14 protein-coding genes are annotated in these 20,212 nt (G+C 38.0%); 5 read left to right on the top strand and 9 right to left on the bottom strand.

Features of this window, described 5'->3' with window-relative positions; translation table 11 throughout:
- Positions 1 to 3: 3 nt before the first annotated feature.
- Genes ACSBFT_RS16850 through ACSBFT_RS16840 form a run of 3 tightly spaced genes read right to left on the bottom strand, consistent with a single transcriptional unit; the run spans position 4 to position 5,172 of the window.
- On the bottom strand, positions 4 to 561 hold the full coding sequence (locus ACSBFT_RS16850; protein WP_489601612.1) for a hypothetical protein: 558 nt from the start codon (positions 559 to 561) through the stop codon (positions 4 to 6).
- Between the two features lie 59 nt (positions 562 to 620).
- The gene (locus tag ACSBFT_RS16845; RefSeq protein ID WP_489601611.1) at positions 621 to 2,138 is read right to left on the bottom strand and encodes a RagB/SusD family nutrient uptake outer membrane protein; all 1,518 of its coding nucleotides are present in this window, start codon (positions 2,136 to 2,138) and stop codon (positions 621 to 623) included.
- A gap of 19 nt (positions 2,139 to 2,157) precedes the next feature.
- Positions 2,158 to 5,172 carry a SusC/RagA family TonB-linked outer membrane protein gene (locus ACSBFT_RS16840; RefSeq protein WP_489601609.1) on the bottom strand — a complete coding sequence of 1,005 codons (3,015 nt, stop codon included), beginning with the start codon at positions 5,170 to 5,172 and terminating at the stop codon, positions 2,158 to 2,160.
- A gap of 559 nt (positions 5,173 to 5,731) precedes the next feature.
- Between ACSBFT_RS16840 and ACSBFT_RS16835 the strand changes: the two genes are divergently transcribed.
- Together ACSBFT_RS16835 and ACSBFT_RS16830 are read left to right on the top strand one after the other, a co-directional pair.
- Complete coding sequence (locus tag ACSBFT_RS16835) at positions 5,732 to 8,701, top strand: FAD-binding and (Fe-S)-binding domain-containing protein (protein ID WP_489601607.1); 2,970 nt, start codon at positions 5,732 to 5,734, stop codon at positions 8,699 to 8,701.
- A gap of 217 nt (positions 8,702 to 8,918) precedes the next feature.
- On the top strand, positions 8,919 to 9,446 hold the full coding sequence (locus tag ACSBFT_RS16830) for an RDD family protein (RefSeq protein ID WP_489601606.1): 528 nt from the start codon (positions 8,919 to 8,921) through the stop codon (positions 9,444 to 9,446).
- A 65-nt stretch (positions 9,447 to 9,511) separates the two neighbouring features.
- Here the strand turns inward: ACSBFT_RS16830 and ACSBFT_RS16825 are convergent, their stop codons facing one another.
- From ACSBFT_RS16825 to ACSBFT_RS16815, 3 genes are all read right to left on the bottom strand, one after another.
- Positions 9,512 to 9,820 carry a type II toxin-antitoxin system RelE/ParE family toxin gene (locus ACSBFT_RS16825; protein WP_489601604.1) on the bottom strand — a complete coding sequence of 103 codons (309 nt, stop codon included), beginning with the start codon at positions 9,818 to 9,820 and terminating at the stop codon, positions 9,512 to 9,514.
- Positions 9,810 to 10,097 (bottom strand): ribbon-helix-helix domain-containing protein, encoded by a 288-nt coding sequence (locus ACSBFT_RS16820; protein ID WP_489601603.1) that lies wholly within the window; start codon positions 10,095 to 10,097, stop codon positions 9,810 to 9,812. The genes ACSBFT_RS16825 and ACSBFT_RS16820 overlap by 11 nt, the downstream gene beginning before the upstream one ends.
- A 103-nt stretch (positions 10,098 to 10,200) precedes the next feature.
- Positions 10,201 to 10,608, bottom strand: a complete 408-nt coding sequence (locus ACSBFT_RS16815) for a hypothetical protein (RefSeq protein WP_489601601.1) — start codon at positions 10,606 to 10,608, stop codon at positions 10,201 to 10,203.
- 175 nt (positions 10,609 to 10,783) lie between these two features.
- Here ACSBFT_RS16815 and ACSBFT_RS16810 point away from each other — a divergent pair, with 175 nt between their 5' ends.
- Positions 10,784 to 12,250 carry a leucyl aminopeptidase family protein gene (locus tag ACSBFT_RS16810; RefSeq protein ID WP_489601600.1) on the top strand — a complete coding sequence of 489 codons (1,467 nt, stop codon included), beginning with the start codon at positions 10,784 to 10,786 and terminating at the stop codon, positions 12,248 to 12,250.
- Here the strand turns inward: ACSBFT_RS16810 and ACSBFT_RS16805 are convergent.
- Together ACSBFT_RS16805 and ACSBFT_RS16800 are read right to left on the bottom strand one after the other, a co-directional pair.
- A complete protein-coding gene (locus tag ACSBFT_RS16805) occupies positions 12,243 to 14,453 on the bottom strand; it encodes a T9SS type A sorting domain-containing protein (RefSeq protein WP_489601598.1) in 2,211 nt (736 codons plus the stop codon). The two genes, ACSBFT_RS16810 and ACSBFT_RS16805, sit on opposite strands and share 8 nt — an antisense overlap.
- A gap of 51 nt (positions 14,454 to 14,504) precedes the next feature.
- Positions 14,505 to 14,993, bottom strand: coding sequence for a methylated-DNA--[protein]-cysteine S-methyltransferase (locus ACSBFT_RS16800; protein WP_489601597.1), 489 nt, complete (start codon positions 14,991 to 14,993; stop codon positions 14,505 to 14,507).
- A gap of 74 nt (positions 14,994 to 15,067) precedes the next feature.
- On the opposite strand from ACSBFT_RS16800, the gene ACSBFT_RS16795 reads away from it, so the two are divergent.
- Positions 15,068 to 16,357 (top strand): UDP-N-acetylmuramoyl-tripeptide--D-alanyl-D-alanine ligase, encoded by a 1,290-nt coding sequence (locus tag ACSBFT_RS16795; protein ID WP_489601595.1) that lies wholly within the window; start codon positions 15,068 to 15,070, stop codon positions 16,355 to 16,357.
- On the opposite strand, the gene ACSBFT_RS16790 is transcribed toward ACSBFT_RS16795, so the two are convergent.
- Positions 16,350 to 18,578 (bottom strand): T9SS type B sorting domain-containing protein, encoded by a 2,229-nt coding sequence (locus ACSBFT_RS16790; RefSeq protein ID WP_489601594.1) that lies wholly within the window; start codon positions 18,576 to 18,578, stop codon positions 16,350 to 16,352. The two genes, ACSBFT_RS16795 and ACSBFT_RS16790, sit on opposite strands and share 8 nt — an antisense overlap.
- 247 nt (positions 18,579 to 18,825) lie before the next feature.
- On the opposite strand from ACSBFT_RS16790, the gene ahcY reads away from it, so the two are divergent.
- On the top strand, positions 18,826 to 20,142 hold the full coding sequence (ahcY, locus tag ACSBFT_RS16785) for an adenosylhomocysteinase (protein ID WP_463048013.1): 1,317 nt from the start codon (positions 18,826 to 18,828) through the stop codon (positions 20,140 to 20,142).
- Positions 20,143 to 20,212: the final 70 nt, after the last annotated feature.

Here is a 20,212-nt window from a genome sequence, read left to right as displayed (position 1 = left end):
TTTTTATAAGTCGCTAATGTCTAGATCATTTAGATCTATACGGGGTTGATTGAAGTATATTTTACCTTCAAAGGGTATTTCATTTTGAGGTATTCTAGCGTCTTGTGGCCGAACGAAATAGCCATCTAATTTTAAAATGGCTCTTTCTGTATTAAGCAGCAGCCATTCAAAATTTCCGCGAGACAATATATAACCTTTAAAACTACTACTGTCTCTTTTACCAATAAGCATGTTCCCATAATTGGGATACTCCGCACCGTTATTCGGACTTACATTGAATGTTTTCTTTTCACTTTTAAGCCAATTATTTTTAGCCATTTGTAATTGAATATTTCCACCAAACTGGTCAATAATATTGATATCGCTAAAACCGGTACCTAGATTGATATTCCCCTGAAACTTACTTTCGTGGGAGTAGAATAACTCATCTTTAATCTTGATTGTCACATGAGCTTCTTTAGGTTTTAGTTCTTTATATATCTGATCGGTTACTTGTGCTTCATTTGATGCACAAGAATATAGAATAACCATTGAAGAGAAGAAAATGATAAGCCTTTTCATATAAAAAAAAGGAAGGCTCGATTGCTCGAGCATTCCTTTTAAAATTAGTTAATTCTTAATTAGTATCCTTCGTTTTGCGTCAAGTTTGTATTTGAAGCAATGGCGATGGATGGAATTGGATACAGAACAGTATAAGATTCAATATTCGTCACCGCTTGATATTGTCTATTGAACTTACCAAAACGAATTTCGTCTGTTCTGGCAATTGCCTCCCAATATAGTTCACGACCTCTTTCACCAAACATTGTATCTGCAGTTAAAGAAGATAGCTTAGATGCCTTACGTATGGTTCTTAGGTCATTTATCATTTTTAATGCTGCTGCATTGTCACCGCTTCTCATTAGGGCTTCTGCTTTCATGAGATATACATCAGAATAGCGAAGCAATATATACACACCCTTGTCTGTTGGATGGTATTTAATAACACGTATACCTTTTTCGGTGGCGGCACCAGCTAAAGGAACATCTCTAGAGAATTTAAGAGGTTTAAGAGAACGAGAATCAACTATTTCAGTACCATCTTCTCTGTACTGCTGACCAATCAAAAATCCTTTGTTTAATCCACCGTATCCTTTGTTAGAACCCACGTCTTTAAATTTTCTAAGATCACCATCTTCGAATGTGTCATAGAAATCTGCTAAGGTTGTGAAACCATTCCATGGACCATCACGCTCAGCAGGAAAACCCCCTTGATCATAATGCATGGTCATCATCCAGCGATTTCTTGGAACCCCGTTTGCTTCGGTTGTAAAAATTCTTTCTGGAGACGCTTGGTCTGTGAAAGGATTAAAGAATTCTGAATCTAAGCTAAACCCAGCTGCTGTAACGGCATCTGCATGGGTAATCACCTTCGCCATATCTGCATTGTCAAAGGTGTATGGGCCTGCAGCGTTTGCAGACTTGTACACGGCCTTATTCAAATATAGTCTGGCTAATAAAGCATGAGCAGCAGGCTGCGTCATTTTAGAATTTATGGTAGCAGGAGCACTAGGTTGTAAAGCAGGAAGAGCTTCTTCTAAATTGCCAACTATGAAATCAAATGCTTCAGAGCGTGACATTACATTTGGAAGATCATCAATTCCTTGGTCTACAGTTCTTCTTGGAACTTGACCCCATAGGTCCATAATTTGAGACATGAAGAATGATCTTAATGCTTTTGCCTGAGCAGCTTGGCTTGGAGATGGGTTAGAGGCCAAAATTTGCTCACAAGTGTAAGACCGTCCGTTAAGTTCATTCCATGAGTTCAAAATTTGTGGATGCGTAGCATCCCATGTATGACTGTGTAGCGTACGCCATACACCATTATCTCCCCAGTCCACACCTCTAGTAGGAGGGATCATCTCTGCAGATGTATGTTGGTTTAGAGAGTAAGTGTTTCCTTGGTCGGTATAGGAAGATAGACCGTTGTATATACCCTCTAAAAGAGCTCCAGCATCTCCTGCTACAAAACTACCACCTGAACTCTCAACTACCAGAGAATCCTTTTCTTCTACCATTAGATCCGTACATGACGAAACTAGTGCCGAAACCACAAAACACGAGAGTGCTAAAGTGGATATTCTTTTTAAGTTTTTCATTGATTAAAGATTTTTTAAATTAAAATGAAATATTAGCACCCAAAGTCCATGTTCTAGCTCTTGGATATGCTGTATAGTCAATACCGAAACTAGGAATACCGTTAATCTGCTTGTTGGTATTAACCTCAGGATCTTGACCTGAATAATTTGTAAATAATGCTAAGTTTTGTCCAGTAAGGAAAAATCTAAGGCTACTTATAGCACTGTTTTTACCCGTATTTACGGTATAACCTAAATTAACATTGGCAAGACGTACGAAGTCTCCTTTCTCTAAGAATCGGGTAGATACGTCAGGAGCATTTAATGGCCCTTCTTCACTATTTACTACATCCTTAGTTACGTTACGACCATTGGCAAAAGATCCTTTAGTAAAGAACGCGTTTGCGGTGTTACTATAAATATAGTTTCCGAACACACCGTTGAAAAACGCACTTAGGCTAAAGTTTTTATACTTGAAGTTAGTGGTCAAACCACCCGTTACGGTCGGGTTTGGGCTAGCTCCATCTAAAAACTGTTGGAAGTCACCATTAGGGTAAAGCGAATTTCCTTCTACATCATAGCCTCCAAACTCTCTTAAGAAGTATGCAAATAATGGCTGCCCACTAGCAATACGCTGAGCAAATGCTCCTGTTAGACCTTGACCATTAATAGCACCAGTGTCATAAACACCTAATAAGTTTTCTACCACGTTTTTGTTAAATGCAGCATTTGCATTGATTTCGAATTCGAAATCGTTAGCATCAACAACGATAGCGTTTAAGGCAATTTCTAGACCTTTGTTGATTACGTCTGCATCAAGGTTACGCCACACGAATGGTGATGGAGCAGGCTGTGCAGAGAATACTTGGAATAAAAGGTCATTGGTGTTTTTGTAGTAATAATCTAGGGAACCAGAAAGTCTACCTGCCGCAAAACCGAAGTCAAGTCCAGCATTGAATTGTTTCGTTGATTCCCATTTCAAACCTGGGTTTGCGAAAGCAACAGTACTGAAGGCACCGTTATTAATAGAACTACTATTATTTATTCCTGCACTACCATAACGTCTTCTTTCCTGATAAAGGTTGTGAGGTAATTCCTGATTACCCGTGATACCATATCCTAATCTAAGACCTAAATCGGAGAATACATTTTTAGGAACAAAATCCTCTTCAATTAAACGCCATTTACCCGCAAAAGATGGGAAAACACCATACTTGTTACCAGAACCAAATTTGGTAGAACCATCAGCACGTACCGTAGCAGTTATCAAGTATTTGCTTTTGAAACCCAAGTTAACTCTACCAAAATAAGATTGAAGTTCATCAACATTGGAATTTGAACCGTTAATGATACTACCGAATCCTTTTGAATTATCAGCTGAGGAAACGTTGTTTACCATTAAATCTAAATCATCAACTCTAAAGTTGGTTGCGTTCGAGTTTTTGGAGAAATACTCAAAACGTTGATAGGAATAACCCGCTAAACCATTGAAAGTAAAGTCTCCCATTTCTTTATCATAAGTAAAGTAGTTTTCCCATAAAGAATTGTTGGTTTCAATGTCTGTAAAGTAAACTTGACCAACATTTTCAATTTGAGCCGCTTTTAATAAGGGAGAGAAAGCCGCTTTTCTAGAAGAAAGAGAACGGTCAAATCCAACAACTGTTTTGAACTTTAAACCATCCATAATTTGGACTTCAGCATTTAAGTTTCCTAATGCTCTAATAGTATTGGTTTTGTCATTACTATAAGCAATAATTGCTGCTGGATTAGGCTCTACTGTTGAAACCTGTTTAAATGTTCCATCAGGGTTTCTAACATTATTTGTCGGATTTGATTTTAACATTGCCGCCAATAAGTCACCTGAGAAACCAGAGTCGGTTGTTACTGGAACACCAGAATCTACGGTATTGGCTATGTTTAGCTGAGTACCAATGTTTAACCTGTCGTTAATGACTTTCTTGTTTCCGTTAAAAGACGCAGAGTAACGCTTTATGCCAGAATTATTGATGATACCGTCTTGGTCTAACAGCCCTGCAGAAAAACGATAAGAGTCTCCGTTAGATCCGCCGCCGAAAGAAAGATTATGCTGTGTCGTGATGGCAGTACGAAGTACTTCGTCCTGCCAGTCAGTGCTACCACCATTATCTGGTCCACCAGCTGCAACAAATTCATCTGCACTTAATAAGTCGAATTTCTTTGTGATTTTACTCGTTCCCACAGATACGGAATAATCCATAGTACCTTTTCCTTGCGTTCCTTTTTTAGTCGTGATTAACACAACACCGTTTGCTCCACGAGAACCATAAATGGCAGTTGCAGATGCATCCTTAAGGATATCAATACTTGCAATGTCGTTTGGGTTAAGAAAGTTTAACGGGTTACGAGCCGAAGAGCTACCTAATCCACCAGCACTTCCACTACCTGTAATATCACCACCACTAAGAGGAACACCATCAACTACGAATAATGGGCCGTTACCAGCTCTTACAGAAGATGTACCACGAATTCTAACGTTAATTCCACCACCTGGCTCACCACTACTTTGAGTGATGGCTACACCAGCTACGCGGCCTTGCATTAATTGCTCAGAAGATGTAATGATACCTTTGTTGAAATCCTTTTCTCCAATAGCGGCAACTGCACCTGTGGCATCTTTCTTTTTCACGGTACCGTATCCTACGACCACCACTTCATCAAGAAGCTTTTGATCATTGGCTAATGTTACGTTGATTTTTGAGCGACCTTGAATGGATATTTCTTGGCTTAGCATTCCTACGAAACTGAAAACTAAAGTGCCTTGAGAGGGTACATTGCTAATGCTGTATGTTCCACTGATATCTGTAGAGGCACCTGTAGTAGTACCTTTTACTTGTACACTTACACCCGGCATTCCTTCACCTGTTTCGTCAATTACTTTTCCAGAAACAGTGATGTTTTGAGAAAAAGCAGAGAATGAAATCATGAAAAGACTAAAAGCTGTTACCACCATTGTGGACATTAACTTTTTGCCCTTTTGGAGCTGGCTCAAGCTTGATTGGTAGAGCTGGTTCATCATAAGTTAAATTAAGTTTAAAATGTGTTATAGATTGAGACAAGTCAACATCGACTAAGGTTAATTAATGCGTTGAATTGCTTAACAAACCTACAAAAAGAACTGCTCAGGCGGTAAAATTAGCCTTGTTAAAATCATATTATTTCTGTAAAAAGTCTTTGCAAACGGTTGCAATTTTCCGCAAACGATTGCGAAAATTGAATATTTTCAAGTATTTTCTTTAGAATTTTGAGAATTGGCATTTACCAATGATGTAGAATAGTGGGCGGTTTTTAAAAAAAACGAAAAGGGATTGCCGAAATCAGGGGAGCATCTTCCTTTAGAATAGAAAGGATTACTTATTTCCAATTATGATGGAATTATTTCTTACATTCTAACTCCAAGGATTTATCTTCGGAAAAAGTGAAAGATAAAAGTGAAGTCGCTCAAGATGGACCGTGGTCTAGTTGAGTTTAAATAGGCAAAGAATTTAAAATAAATCTTTAGGTATTGCCATAGATTATTTAGTGTCTAGTTTTTTAGCAATACATTTGCTTTAGGAAATATAACGGACACTTATTACATGGACTTCAGCCCAATCACGGATAACTTCAAAGGCGAATTTTTAGACGATAACATTACCAAGACTTTATATGCTACAGACGCCTCTGCATATAGAGAAGTTCCACTGGCAGTTGCCTTCCCTAAAGACGAAGAGGATATCAAAATTTTGATAAAATTCGCCAATAAAAAGAAAGTAACACTCATTCCTAGAACGGCTGGAACGTCATTGGCGGGTCAGGTTGTGGGTAAAGGTATAGTGGTTGATGTTTCTAGAACTTTCACTAAAATCCTTGAAGTTAATAAAGAAGAATCTTGGGTGAGGCTACAGCCAGGTGTGGTTAGGGATGAATTAAACGTTCATTTAAAAGACTTTGAATTATATTTTGGCCCAGAAACCAGTACCGCAAACAGAGCCATGATTGGCGGTATGGTGGGTAATAATTCTTGCGGATCTAACTCTATTATCTATGGTAGCACTAGAGATCATCTACTTTCTGTAAAGGGCTTTTTAAGCGATGGCTCTTTTGTAGAGTTTAAAAAATTAAGCGTAGAGGAGTTTGAGGCGATAATTGAAAGTAAAAGGGTAATTCCTACGGCAAAGCAATCACTTGAAGACAAAATCTATCTTCAAGCTTTTGAAATGCTGTCTAATCAGGAGATTGCACAGGAAATAAGAGAGCAGTTTCCTAAAAGAAGTATATCTAGAAGAAATACAGGCTATGCCATTGATGAGCTTTTAGAAACGAATGTTTTCACGCCTTCTTCAAATAATGATTTCAATTTTTGTAAGCTAATATCAGGTTCAGAAGGGACATTGATTTTTATCACCGAGATAAAAATTCATGTCAATGATCTGCCACCCAAACATAAAGGAGTAGTCGCTGGACATTTTAAGACCATTGACGATTCTTTAAGAGCCAATTTAATAGCACTAAAATATAACCCATCTGCCGTGGAGCTTATGGATAATTATATTTTAGAATGTACCAAGGCCAATAAAGAGCAAATGGCCAATCGATTTTTTGTGGAGGGAGACCCTGCGGCACTATTATGTATTGAGCTTTTTGGTCAAACGATTGAAATTGTAAAGGAAAAGGCGGCACAAATGGAAGCAGAAATGAGAGCCGCTGGATATGGTTATCATTTTCCTGTTTTGTTTGGAGATGATATTTCCAAAGTGTGGACATTAAGAAAAGCAGGGCTTGGTTTATTGTCAAATTTACCTGGCGATGAAAAGGCAGTTCCGGTCATTGAAGATACGGCGGTAGATGTAAATGATTTGCCAGAATATATAGCTGAGTTTGATGCTTTGATGGCCTCTAAGGGATTCAATATGGTGCATTATGCTCATGCCGGAAGTGGTGAGCTTCATTTGCGACCTATTCTTAATTTGAAAACACAAAAGGGAAAAGAGCAATTCAGAGAAATAGCTCAGGACATTTCAGATTTAGTTAAGAAATATAAAGGCTCTCTTTCTGGCGAGCATGGTGACGGTAGACTGAGAGCAGAATTTATTCCTCAACAAATAGGGGAGAAGAACTATCAGCTGCTTCGCAAAGTCAAATATACCTGGGATCCAAAGGGCGTTTTCAATGCCAATAAAATAGTGGATTCGCCCGCTATGAACGAGATGCTTCGTTATGAGGCAGGACAAATTACACCGAAATTTGAAACCATTTTCAGGTTTAAAGACCAAGATATTTTACAGCATGCAGAGCAATGTAACGGTTCTGGGGACTGCCGGAAAACTGAAATAAGCGGAGGCACCATGTGCCCGAGTTACATGGCTACTAAAAATGAGAAAGATACCACAAGAGCTAGAGCAAATATCCTTCGGGAAGCATTGACCAGAGAAGACGGAAAAGTTTCTTTTGATGCCATTGCTGGAAACGGAGAAGACAGGTTTGATAGCAAAGAAGTAAAAGAAGTACTAGACTTATGTTTGCTGTGCAAAGGATGTAAATCTGAATGTCCAAGTAATGTGGATATGGCGAAACTCAAAATGGAGTTTATGTACCATTATCAGAAGAAAAATGGGGTGCCTGTAAGGTCAAAAATGATAGCCAATTTTGCTAAAATGAGCAAGTTGGGTGCTCTCATGCCAAGTGCCTATAACTTCTTTTTTAAGAATGAGCCTATCAGAAGGTTAGCCAATAGGGTTGTCGGTTTTCACCCAGACCGTACTATGCCGCTACTTCATGAAACAACCTTGAAAAAATGGTATGATAAAAATGCTTCGCAATTTCAAAGTGGTGACAAAGGCAAAGTTTACCTATTCTGTGATGAGTTCTCCAATTATAATGATGTGACTATTGGTCAAACAGCGATTAAGCTTTTGTCAAAATTGGGTTACGCTGTTATAATTCCTGACCATGTGGACTCTGGAAGACCATACCTTTCAAAAGGAATGCTAGACGAAGGAAAAGAAAGAGCAAACCTAAACGTGGAAATGCTGCACGAGCTTATTTCTGAAGAGACGCCTTTAATAGGGATAGAGCCATCTTGTATTTTGGCCTTTAGAGATGATTACCCTGAATTAGTGAATATAGATCTTGCTGAAAAAGCGGAGAAGTTAGCGAAGAATGCTCTTATGATAGACGAGTTTATTGCCAGAGAAATCGATAAAAAGAAATTGGATAAGTCCATATTTACAGACGAAGAAAGGCTTATAAAATTGCACGGCCATTGCCAGCAGAAGGCGGTGAGTTCTATGGTACCGACAAAGAAAATGTTGTCGTTGCCGCCAAACTATTCTGTTCAGTTGATTCCATCTGGATGCTGTGGTATGTCCGGTTCTTTCGGATACGAAAAAGAGCATTATGATATCTCTATGAAAATAGGGGAGTTGGTGTTGTTTCCAACGGTACGTCAGCAGCCAGAAGAAGTAATCATAGCCGCACCAGGAACCAGCTGCCGTCACCAAATTCATGATGGAACAGGTAGGAAGGCTTTGCATCCTGTGGAGGTACTTTGGGGGGCTTTGAGGTGAGAGGTTATATAAAGCATAATATTAATGGAACATGTGAATTTTGAGTCAAATAGTATATTACCCGAACCTGTTGCTATATGGTATAAGCAGTTGTTGTCGAGAGTTATAGATCTTATGTTATCGGTTGGGTTAATAATCCTGCTTGTACAGGTATTTGTCAGTTCGGAGGTCGAGAAGTGGTCGAGTACTCTTGCTGTGGGGCTTGCATATCAAGTATGTGGGTTCACTGATTTTTTTTACTTTTTTTGACGGAGATAAAAGCAATGATTCCAGTGTTTATAATGGTATTTTAGGGTTCTTGATATTGTCATTGTTTGTTTCGATAATAGATTTTTTTACAAATGGAAGAAGTTTAGGGAACTACATATTTGGGCTTAAGGTAACCCAGCTAAAAAAAACATCTCGTCTTAGTTTTTTTGTCTCCTTCTTTAGAAACCGTCTTAGAATTATCCCTTTATCCCTTTTCTCGTATTTAGGAGCTAGACCTCGTGGGTTTCATAATTTAATTTGCCAAACTAAAGTGGTAGACCTCACATATTATGAAGAAGGACAGAGCTCATTTTTTGGGAAAGAGATAAGCTCATTTTTTAGACATTTGATATTTTTAACCAAGAGGTTCTTTAGTCGTTCAAAAATCACAAACAGTGATTTAAAGAAACTGAATGAAATATTTGATTTAAAAGAAAAAGGGGCATTGAGTCAAGAGGAATATGAAAAGTTTAAAGATGAAATCTTGAAGAAATAGAGGCTAACTTTTTTGGTATTTGAATCTACGGGGTAAAACTAAGATCAATATATCGTCAGTTTAAATTAGAGGGTAAATTGAAATCGAAAATCCATTCTATTATGAAGCACTCTTACTAAATAAATAATGGAGTCCTCTATTCTATAAATGAAAATATGTTCGCCAATTGGCCAAGCTAAATATTCGTTTGGGATATCTGGTCTGCCATGACCAATTGTTGGATTTGAACTAATCAACATTAATGCTTCATTAAGAAGGGATTGATACTTTATCAATTGGTTTTCTCCAAAGGTTTCAACGGTATATTGTTGGATATCAGTTAAATCATCGTAGGCATCTTGGGATATATTTAAAACATAAATGTTATCTGACATCCCCTTTTACCTTTTTGCCAGAAAGTGAATTCTGTCTTGCTTTGTCAGAAATCTCTTTCATAAGGTTTTCGGAAAATTGAATTACGTTACCGCTTTTTATAGAAGCTTCGCCTTTCGCTATTGCAGCATAGATAGAGGCTATTCTTAGTTTTTCGTCCTCCATCATTTGTTTGCGTATTGCGTCTTCAGCTGCCGCAGTTATGGAACGGTACAATCCAGAATCTACCTGTTTTTTGAGGTATAATTCATAAGGTTCACTTAAATCTATTCTTGCCATTTGTTTGAATTTGTGTTCTAAATATAACGAATTACTGCAGTAACACTACAGTTGGCGGTGCTTTTTCTGTTAGAACAACTCTTTGTTATTGATTTCAAACCACTTACTCTTTCCTATACTCAAGCACCTTAAAGTTAGTTACCTCCCACTTTGAGCCTTCCTTTTTGCATTGAATTATTCCGCTCATGAAGTAGTTTATTTCTGTGTTATAGTCTTCTAAATCGAAGTCGATTTTTGCTTCCCAATAGGTTTCATCTTGCTTTTCATCTACGATTCTCATCTCAAGAAATTCAGAAAGGTCTACGAATGTCCATTTAGTCTGCTCTTCATCTCTTGGCGTGTAATACACGGTTTTGTCAAGTAAACCTTTTTTGATTTCACTTTCAGAAGGTTTATCATTTTCTATAGCGTTTTCCTGAATTGACTCTTCTTCTTTTCCCTCATTGTTTTGGCAAGCTGAAAAGCCGATTAGTATAGCTAGAGCACAAAGAGAAAGTATTTTTTTAAGCATTGGAGTTGGTTCGTTTAGATTCGAATATAATTAATAAAAAGCAGGGGATTATTATTTGTTTTTCCTGCAATCTGAAACTTTAACTTTCAGATTGCAAGATTTCAATAGGTAAAACCTGCAAATTGAAAGTCAAAACTGTCTAAATTTGGAATCCAATTCCAGAAAAAGACAAAAAATGAAAATAAAGACCATCACTCAACTCGAATCTGCCAATACGATAATCATCCCATTTATTAAAGATGATAAATTGGAGGAGCAATTAATCAAGAGAGCGAAACTCATTGGTTATGAAATGGAGGAGCTTGGAAATAGCTTTTCGGCAGGTACTAAAGAAACCTTGATAGTGTCTACGCCACGCAAAAAATACAGTAAAGTTATTTTCTTCGGTCTTGGGAAAAACCCAACAAGTAAAGAGGTTATCAATGCATTCAGGTCGTTGTTTAAAAACAATAAGAAGAAACTTAGTGGCGAAATTGTCGTTGACTTAAAAGGAAATGCGGAACTAGCCGAGTTGATTGCTAATGGAATTAGCCTTGCTTCTTATGAAATAGGCATGTTGAAAACACGTGAAAAGGAAGAGACCAATGTTTTCAATAACGGAACAAAGTTCAGCTTTTGGGTAACAGCAAACCAAGAAGAGAAAATCAGTAAGCGTATCGCTCGAGGTTTGGCGACGGCCGAAACCCAGATGAATATCATGGGACTGGTGGATGCCCCATCAAACTATAAAACACCGCAAATGATGGCGGACTATATAGAGAAGTCGGGTAAGAAAAACGGCTTCAAAGTGACCGTTTACGACGAAAAAGCCTGTGAAAAAATGGGATTCCATGCCTTATTAGCCGTAGGAAGAGGAAGTGCAGACAGGCCAGCCAAAATGGTGGTGATGGAGTATAAGTCTTCTAAAGATGCAAAGAAAGTAGGTTTGGTTGGAAAAGGTGTCACTTTTGATACCGGTGGCGTTTCTTTAAAACCAGGAAACGGCATGGAGGACATGAAAATGGACATGGGTGGTTCTGCTGCGGTTATTGGTGCGGTGGAGTTAGCTGCTAAATTAAAACTGGATGTTAACCTCGTAGGTATAGTAGCCATCACAGAAAACTGTGTGGATGCTTTAGCTATCAAACCGGGTGATGTCATTAATTCTTATGCAGGAAAAACCATAGAAATAATCAATACAGATGCTGAAGGAAGGTTAATATTAGCAGATGCTGTTCATTATATGGCTACGGAATTTGAGCCAGAAGTAATGATAGATTTGGCTACGCTTACCGGAAGCTGTATCAGAACTTTAGGTCATGTGGCATCTGGTTTAATGACTAATAACGATAAACTGGCGGCACAATTAGAAAAAGCGGCTGAGGCTACAGGGGAAAAAGTATGGCGACTACCGCTTTGGGATGATTTCAAGTCCGAATTAGATTCTGATGTAGCGGATATCAAAAACTTGGGTGGTCCATATGCAGGAGCCACAACGGCAGGTAAGTTTATTGAATATTTTACCAATCAACATCCAAATTGGGCACATTTAGACATTGCTGGTACAGCATTTCATAAAGGAGAATTCTCAAAAGGTGGCTCGGCAACAGCTTATGGTGTGCGATTATTAACCGAGTTTATGGAGAAGTATCCAGCTAGTTAATCACGAATTTTCTAGTAGCTACATGGTCGGAGAACTTAAAGCGAACATGATAGATTCCAGAGGAATAGCCTTCTAGTTTGATTCTTGTTCTTGGACTAACTGATTGCATTAGTACTCCGTTTGAGTTTATAATATCCAAACCATTTAACTGTAAATTCTGAGGTGTTTTTATATCCAGATAATTATGGGCAGGGTTTGGATATATTCTTATGGAGAATTTTTCGTTTTCTGTGGCTAAGACATTATTGGGATCGTAGACTATTACGTTGGCAGATACCGTGTCGGAGAGGCAATAGCCAAAAGATCCGAAATAGTGATGGTCACCGTATGATTCCCAAAAAACAGCATCTATTCGAGCGAAATCTTTTGCACATTTAATGGAATAAGTTGTGTCATTTGTGGGCGTTTCGAATTTGAAATTGTTTGGATATGGAAATGGTCCAGGATAACCTCCAGAAAAATACGAATTTTCGCAGCTTCCAGAAATTTTCACAGTGTCGCCAATAAAGATCACTTCTGGGTTGGTAGTGATACTTGGCTGCATTATTTCATTATTATCAGCATAGCTAAAGAATACCTCATCGCTCATTAAGGCACAGTTACCTTGTTTAACCTCTACCTTATAAGTTGAGTTTGGCACCAAATCTATAAAATAGCTTGTGGTGTCTTTTCCATAACTGCTGGTTATTTTAAATTGGCTAGAATCAACAATGCCATCTTTATACCAAATAAAATCTATATCTAAACCATGATATGATTGTATAAGTGAGCTAGAGCCAAGAGTACTATACCATGAGATTGCTGGAAGATTACCTTCCATCTTGGCAACGGCTTGGTGATAACCCGTCGACTCCTCCGCCGAGCAAAGTGTTTCAGGGACAGAATTGATGGCTTGATATCTACATCGTGCATCATCATTTTCAAACTGGGCGAGCACATCATATAAGTCATGATCCAAAAGCATAGAAAAAGAGTCATCAGCATTTATGAAAATAGACGCTTTGTTTCTGTCCACAAATTTCTTATCCCAAATCACATCACCTTGAGCGTTGAGTTTTATTAAACCAGATGGGCTATTCAATAATAGGTCTCCTGAATTGAATTTTGAAAGACTTGGAGTAAATGGATTATTTGAATACAAAATGGCGTCTTCAGAATAGATTTGCTCTCCTTGGGAGTTTAGAAGCTTAAATTTTTTATCATTATTTAAAGGCGTGGAAGAAGAATAAGATAAAAGAAAAATATCATGATGGAGTTCAATGGAAGGTTTGTTAAAACCAGACTCTTGAGGAATGAGGAAGTTATATTCCTCCGAATTGTTTTCATCGTATTTGCCTATGGAGCTTTCAGAGACCAGGAAGTAACCATTGCTGCTCCAAAAAGCTTGAGTTGGGGCACCTCCTAAATCTATTAGCTCAAGAGAATTGGTATTAAGTAGCCATGAGTTCGCCTCAGGGTTTAATCCCAAAATCATTTCTTCTTTTTGAATCCAAGAACTTGCTTGCAATGAAACCTCCTTTAATTCAAGTTCGTTTGAAATAATCCTTATTGAGTTGTTTTTTACAGCAATTAAATTGCTTTCAGTTGCAAATACTTGACTGGTTCGTCCGGATAAATCGAAGCTTTGTAAAAATTCAAAGTTAGTAGTGTATACGCTAACCACAGTTTTATCAATTTCGCGGTCATTTGTGACCGTGAAAATCTTATCACCGACTATTTTGGCATCAAGAAGACCAATGGTATTAAGCTTTACTTTACTTTTTAGTTGAAGGTTTTCATCTAAAACTAGGCAGCTATCAGTTTCACTTATGGCATCAAAAAGAAATAGGAAATCGTTTTTCGTTTTCAGAAAAACAGATTTGGTATAATTTCCAAGCCGAGGCCTTCTGAATAAATATCCTTGCTTGTGCGTTTTGTCATTAACCGAAATGAAGCTTGAATACATAAAAACGTCCCGAGAACCAGAATTAGGGTCAGTTTCAATTCGGAAATCATTTTTTAATAGCACCTTATCTGTCTCATCATTTTTTAGAACAGTGTAAGTGGCTCTAAGGGTATAATTTAACTGTCTAGACCAGCGGCCTAAATAGTCTAATTTGGTAATAGTTGGCGGTTCCATTTGAGGAACTGAGTCATTTTGTGCTACAGAATCCAACACAAGACAAGTAATAAAAAAGGAAAGTAAAAGGAATTTAAATTTCATAATTGTGGAGCTTTTTAAGCGGTAGCAAAAATAGGTGTGGAATTCAGAATTTCAAAACAATTCCAAAACGCCATTTGCCAATCTGTTCTCATGGTCAAGAAGCCATTTCTTTCTATGTAGACCACCGGCGTAGCCAGTCAGGCTTCCATTTTTTCCAATTACTCGATGGCAGGGTATAATGATGGAGATTGGGTTTTTACCATTTGCTGATGCTGCAGCCCTAATGACTTTTGGGTCGCCAAGCTTATTGGCCATATCTAAATAGGAAGCATTTTTGCCAAAAGAAATATTTGTCAATTCTTTCCAGACGCGTTTTTGGAAGTCGGTGCCTTGTGGGTCTAGTTTTAAATTAAATTCTAAAAGAGAACCTTCAAAATAGGTTCTTAACTGTTTGGCTAATTCTTTCGCTATTTCTGGTAAGTCGGTATCGGTGTTTTCAGGATGCTCCACAAACGTTACTGCCAATACAGCATCTTCACTGGTTTTTAGTTCCAAGGATCCGATAGGGCTTTCAAAATACGAAGTGAAGGTTTTGGACATTTATTAAAAGTATTGAATCTTCAAATTAGAAAAATTAAGCGAACTTTGGGGCAAAGATTAGCAGCAATCATTTTATGAGCATAGAAGAAATATATCAGCGATTTAAAAACTCCAACAAGGTTTGTACAGACACTCGGAAAATTGAGCAGTACGACCTCTTTTTTGCTCTAAAAGGAGATAATTTTAATGGTAACGAATATGCTGAAAGGGCCATTGCCGCTGGTGCCAATTATGCTATAATTGATGAAGAGGCCTATAACACTTCCGACCAATGTATTTTGGTGGATGATGTATTGGCGACTTTGCAATTGTTAGCAAATCATCATAGAAAAACGTTTGACATTCCTGTAATAGGTTTGACGGGTTCTAATGGCAAAACCACCAATAAGGAATTGCTAAAAGCAGCTCTCTCTTCTAAATATAAGGTTCATGCCACTTTGGGTAACTTGAACAATCATATTGGTGTGCCACTAACCTTACTTTCTCTGCCCGCGGATACCGAGATTGCCATTATAGAAATGGGGGCAAATCACCAGAAGGAAATTGGAGCACTATCTAAGATAGCGGAACCGAGCCATGGTTTAATTACCAATATTGGTTTGGCACATTTAGAAGGTTTTGGCGGAATAGCAGGTGTGAGGAAAGGTAAAGGGGAGCTTCTTGACTACTTGAAAGAATCAAACGGTTATGCTTTTATAAACGAAAACGACCCTACACTGTGTAGTATGGTGAAAGAAAGAGCCATGACGCAGGTTATCTATCATGGCAAAACGAATCATTTGCTAGAAATGAAGTCGGAAAGCCCTGTGGTTTCTTGGTCTTGTGCTGAAACAGAAAAAACATACGAGGCTAAAATCTCTGGAAAATACAATTTTCATAACATTCAAGCAGCTTATGCTATTGCAAGGTTTTTCAACGTCGAAGCTGATGTTGCTTGCCAAGCATTAGCAGATTACGCACCAGACAATAACCGCTCTCAGATGATGGAAAAGGGCAGTAATGTTGTTTATTTAGATGCCTATAATGCTAATCCATCTAGTATGGAAGCCTCTTTAAGGAACTTTATGAACTTAGAAACAGCTAATGGGAAGGTGGTTTTCTTAGGTGATATGTTTGAATTAGGAGAGTACTCGCAGGAAGAACATGAGGCATTAGGAAAATTAGTGGCCGAAGGAAATTTTGAAACGGTTGTGCTTTTTGGAGAGCATATGAAGTTTGCTTTAAAGCATTTACCTATGGCATTTTATTTCACAGATAAGTTTTCTATACATAATTGGGTGAACGATAAGAAATTTGAAAATAAAGCCATCTTGATTAAAGGTAGTAGGGGAGTGAAGCTGGAAACGCTCCTTGACTTTATCTAATTAGGCTAATTCTACCATTTTTGTTTTTGAGTATAGTTCCGCCCTCACTATCAAATCTGGCGTTTATGAAATATTGGTAAACCCCAATGGGTGCAGGAGCTTTTTGATATTGGCCATCCCATAAAATTAACTTTGTGCCTTGGAAGGTTTGATTTTTTTCGGTCACCATCACTCGGCCTCTTCTGTCTATTATTTGATAATCAAAACTAAATAGACCGTTGGCAAAGAGTTCTAAGTTTTCATTTATGCCATCGCCATTGGGTGTGAATGCCGTTGGTATAAAAACCCTAAAACAGCCATCTAGTACCTGAATGGTGTCTGAGGAAGAGCAGGCTCCCTCACCAATTTGAGCAATGTACGTTCCGTAAGACTTTGCCTCCAGCGTTGTTGTGTTTGCTATCAGTGTATTATTGAAAAACCAATTTATACTTGATTTTGGTTGCTCTTTAAGTGGAAGGCCTACAATATATCCATCTTCTAAACAAGGGCTTAGACTTTCGTTGACAAAGGAAATGGTCTCTTTTTCCGTAATGTTTAAGTCAATTTTTGCGGCAACTCCTTCACAGCCAGAAGTTGTTTCCGTGACATAAAAGGATTTGACTCCTGTCACATTAGCATTTATGCTCGGACTAAATAGCGGTTCTGTACTGATAACATTTGAAAGTGACAATTCATCATACCATTTAAGATTTTTCCCCTTTGCTTCTAAAGGGCTAATTTCTGCACCTTGGCAGTACGTAAATACAGCGTCGTTAGCGGGTGGAGGTACTTCTATTTCAATTTTTATAGCTTTACTGTCGCTCCAAACTACTTGACAGTCAGCCGTAATTTGTACCTCATAATTTCCTGTTTGTGTAATTTTTATTGATTCGGAGTTTGCTCCATCAATGCCTGTACCGTCTTTCGTCCACTGATAAATAAAAATAGTATTGGCAGCGTTACTTACTTCAACTTTCAAGGTTGGGTTACAAGCTAGACTGTCGGACTGAAAAATCAATTTACCATTTGGTACCTTAAAACTTGGAGATACGGTATATGGCAGCTGGGCCTTTCCGGTTTTTCCGTTCAAACTAAAGTTTCTATAAGTAAAATTGGAGCCCGTCCCTTCATTGTTTGGGTTGTTAATAACGGATAAGAATTTGTCGTCTATATGTGCCAAATAAATCTTACCATTGGGACCAAGCTTAAGGTTCCCAAAAGACCCAGGGCCCACTAAAAACTCTCCCAAACCTTGTTGACTTTGACCTGTAAAAGATTTTTCGGCAAGGACCTTTTTATAGGCAGGAGCATAGGATGTTCTGAACTGGAGTAATTCATAATCGTTTACGAACCCATTAACAGCACTTCTCTGATTGACATAGAGGGAAGCATAAATGAAAGCTCCATTAGGAGAGAAAGCCGCTCCTTTTATTTTTTTCAAAGAATTATAGGTGGTTATACTTCTTATAACTTTTCCGGTCAAATTATCAAAACTGAAAATTTCTATAAAACCATCTTCTGGATTAGCGGGTTTTGTTATGGCTATTTTTTTGCCATCTTCAGAAGCTATTATTTCTTGCTGAAGTCCCAATGAGGAGCCAGCAAAGGGAATTCCTAGTTTACTTTCTATAGGTTCATCTGTTTGAATACCATCCTTTGAAATCAAATAGGTGAAAAAAGTGTTGCCTTCTCCACTGTGTAGTATCAGCCAATAGTCAATATTATTGCAATGTTTCACAGTGGTTAAACCATATGAAGATTGATCTAGAAGTAATTTGGTTTCGCCAATCTTTTGGCCTTCTCCTGCATTTGCCTTTAAGTCAATGAGCGAATAGAAAATGGGAAAGACTACGGTGCCGGGATTATTATTACCGGTGAAGTCATCGACCGAGAAAACATAAAATTCTTCCTCCCTTTCTGGAATGGGTACGATTAGGCCTGGGTAAGAGGGGTCAAAAGCCCGTACCAAGTTTTCAGCTCCAGGTATCACGTTGCCGTTGGCATTCCATACACGACTTCCGTTTGAATACAAGCGTAGATTTCCTTCTGCATCCGCATAGGTCATACTTGCCTTTTCGGTGTTCATGTTATTTAAAGTAGAGTTGCCCGGGTTTTCTGTCATAGGAAAATTCATACTGACGGAGCTTCCAAAAAGCCAATGGTTCGCATGCATGTCTTCCCGCTGAGCATGGGCAAAACCACAGCAAAATATGCAAACTAAAATGGAAGCAATTACTTTCAATTGGAGCTTTGTAAGGTTTGTTTACTGTAAATCTAAGCTTTCAAAACAGATGCACCTGTATACCTGAAGGGCTTTATGCATCCTATATATACGACAAAGCAGGCATTTTAGCTGGAAAGTACCCTTGTGCAAAATAGAGAATTATAACATAAAAGTTTGATTTTATAGGTAATAAAACGTAAATTTGCCATCGTTTTAGAGAATTTGTTTAGTGATTACTAATTTTTGTAGATAAAATAACTTTTATATGTCTGTAGCATCAAAAACTTATGTTCCTTACAAGGTCAAAGACATTTCTTTGGCAGATTGGGGTAGAAAAGAAATCACATTAGCCGAAGCAGAAATGCCAGGTCTAATGGAAATTAGAAAAGAATATGGTCCTTCTAAGCCTTTAGCGGGTTCTAGAATAGCTGGATGTCTTCACATGACTATCCAAACTGCCGTTTTGATTGAGACGCTTGTAGAATTAGGAGCAGATGTTACTTGGTCTTCTTGTAATATATTCTCTACGCAAGATCACGCTGCTGCTGCAATAGCCGCTGCGGGTATTCCTGTGTATGCTTGGAAAGGCATGAATGAGGAAGAGTTTAACTGGTGTATTGAGCAAACCATTTTCTTTGGTGAAGAACAAAAACCATTGAATTTGATTCTTGATGATGGTGGAGATTTGACTAACATGGTATTGGACGAATTCCCAGAATTAGCGGCAGGTATCAAAGGTTTATCTGAAGAAACCACTACAGGAGTTCACAGATTGATTGAAAGAGAAAGAAAAGGTACTTTGGTAATGCCAGCTATCAATGTTAACGATTCTGTTACGAAGTCTAAATTTGACAACAAATATGGCTGTAGAGAATCTTTAGTAGATGCTATCAGAAGAGCAACGGACCTAATGTTAGCAGGTAAAGTGGCTGTAGTAGCAGGTTTTGGTGATGTAGGAAAAGGTTCTGCTGAGTCTTTAAGAAATGCTGGATGTAGAGTATTGGTTACAGAAGTTGACCCAATATGTGCACTTCAAGCTGCTATGGAAGGCTTTGAAGTAGTTACTATGGAAGAGGCCGTTACGCGTGCTTCTATCTTTGTGACGGCTACTGGTAACTATAATATTATCCAGCCTAAGCATTTTGAAGCAATGAAAGACAAGTCCATTGTTTGTAACATTGGTCATTTCGACAATGAGATTGACATGGCCTGGTTGAATAAAACACACGGAAATACTAAAGTGGAAATTAAACCACAAGTAGACCTTTATAATGTTAACGGAAACGATATCATTATTTTGGCAGAAGGACGTTTAGTGAATCTTGGATGTGCCACAGGACACCCATCATTTGTAATGTCTTGTTCTTTTTCTAACCAAGTGTTGGCTCAATTAGAGCTTTGGAATAATACAGATGCTTATGAAAACAAAGTATATGTATTGCCTAAGCATTTAGATGAGAAAGTTGCGGCGTTCCATTTAGCTCACGTAGGTGCAAATCTTACGAAGTTATCTGCAGAGCAAGCTGAATATATCGGAGTAACAGTAGATGGCCCATTTAAGCCTGATGCTTATAGGTATTAATATTCGTCAATTTTTGACATTTAAAAACGCTAGCCTAAAATTTAGGCTAGCGTTTTTTTTATGCTATTAA

This window comes from Arcticibacterium sp. SM2516 (assembly GCF_057914865.1).
Note: the sequence above shows the minus strand (reverse complement) of the source record. Positions and strands in the feature narration are given on the sequence as shown.